This is a genomic window from Oleiphilus sp. HI0128, assembly GCF_001635365.1.
In genome coordinates this window covers 1-1437 of the sequence record NZ_LWGG01000189.1, presented here as the reverse complement: position 1 = coordinate 1437, position 1437 = coordinate 1, and the positions used below count along the sequence as shown (strand labels likewise).

Below are 1437 nucleotides of genomic sequence, written 5' to 3'. Positions count from 1 at the left end.
TTACGATTGGCGGCATTCTAGAACGGAGCGGTAGTGGTTTATCCATACCCGAAGGCTTTGAGTCAGTTTATCTAACCATGCTGGTTTTAGTCTTGTTTCTGGTTTTTGTGGGCATGGTGATGGACCCTTTTGGTGCTCTGATTTTGGTCTCAGGGCTTGTCGCACCGCTAGCTTATGAGCATGGAATTAACCCTATACATTTTTGGATGACCTGCCTGGTAGCGTTTGAGTTGGGTTACCTGAGCCCACCGGTCTCTTTGAACCATTTGTTAACACGGCAAGTGGTTGGTAGTCAGGAGGTTGATTTGGCACTAAGTGAAGGCGATAGTTTTTACTATCGCCATGAGCGTATCTTGTTACCGCTAATGGTGATGTCGACCACCTTATTATTAGTCGCCTTTACGCCGTTTATGTTTTACTAAACAGGCTATTTATTGCTTAACTTCAGCGTTAACAATTAGCTCACCTGATTTGGCAAACTGTAAGTGCAGCTGGAAAGTATCACCTTCCTTCAAGCTTGCCTTTAAGCCCATTAGCATCAGATGGTAACCACCTGGTGCAAGCTTTAAAGGCTGTCCCTTCAACAGCGCAATCTCTTCAACATGATCCATAGACATCACCCCATTAGACATTGAGGAAAGGTGTAACTCAACCATGGATGCCTGAGGGCTTGAAGCTGAAACCAGCGTATCGTCGATGGAACTGGTTAGGGTCATATACGCTGCAGTGGTTTTAACCATCGGCGGCAATAAGCGCACCCACTCACCTTCAACGCTTATTTCTGCACGGGCATGACCGGCAATCAATAATACCGCCATCACCGCAATTTTAAAAAAGTTCATCATCAACTCCTATTACCTTAGCTCGCTTGCAAAGACCTGCACATTACAACCAACCTTGCACGTTTTCATTTATTAAACTTGCCAGCACCTTGATATGCGCCTCACTGGCATTTAAGGCCGGAATATATTCATAGCGTTCGCCACCACCTTCAAGAAAATAGTCCCTGTTTTCTACGCCAATTTCTTCGATAGTTTCCAAACAATCTGCAGAAAAACCCGGACAAATTACCTGCACAAAGCGTGTCCCCTGCTTCGCGAGGGATTTTAGCGTTTCATCAGTATACGGCTGCAGCCACTCTGCAGCGCCAAAGCGTGATTGGAAAACGGTCATATACTGATCACCATTTAATTCAAGCGCCTCAGCAATCAACTGACTGGTTTCATTACACTGGGTATAGTAAGGGTCGCCTTTATCATGACTAAATTTAGGCAAACCATGATAAGACAAAAGCAGCTTTTCGGCTTGTCCGTGCAGTTTCCAATGTTCACGAATACTCTCGACAATCGCGTCAATATAGGGTGGGTAATTATGGTAGCTAGCCACGAAACGCAAGCTTGGTATCTGGCGGCGGGAAACATAATCTTTAGCGACTGC

At 45.4% G+C, this 1437-nt stretch carries 3 protein-coding genes; 1 reads left to right on the top strand and 2 read right to left on the bottom strand.

The window, feature by feature from the left end:
* A partial coding sequence (locus A3763_RS02485) for a TRAP transporter large permease subunit (protein WP_156494839.1) occupies positions 1-422 on the top strand: 422 nt, incomplete at its 5' end.
* A gap of 9 nt (positions 423-431) precedes the next feature.
* Here the strand turns inward: A3763_RS02485 and A3763_RS02480 are convergent.
* A complete protein-coding gene (locus A3763_RS02480; protein ID WP_068515970.1) occupies positions 432-845 on the bottom strand; it encodes a copper chaperone PCu(A)C in 414 nt (137 codons plus the stop codon).
* Positions 846-885: 40 nt separating this feature from the next.
* A partial coding sequence (gene hemH / locus A3763_RS02475) for a ferrochelatase (RefSeq protein ID WP_068759859.1) occupies positions 886-1437 on the bottom strand: 552 nt, incomplete at its 5' end.

What these genes read in the sequence shown, in the direction of transcription:
- A3763_RS02480 (WP_068515970.1), bottom strand. Translation starts at nt 845, where the DNA reads ATGATGAACTTTTTTAAAATTGCGGTGATGGCGGTATTATTGATTGCC.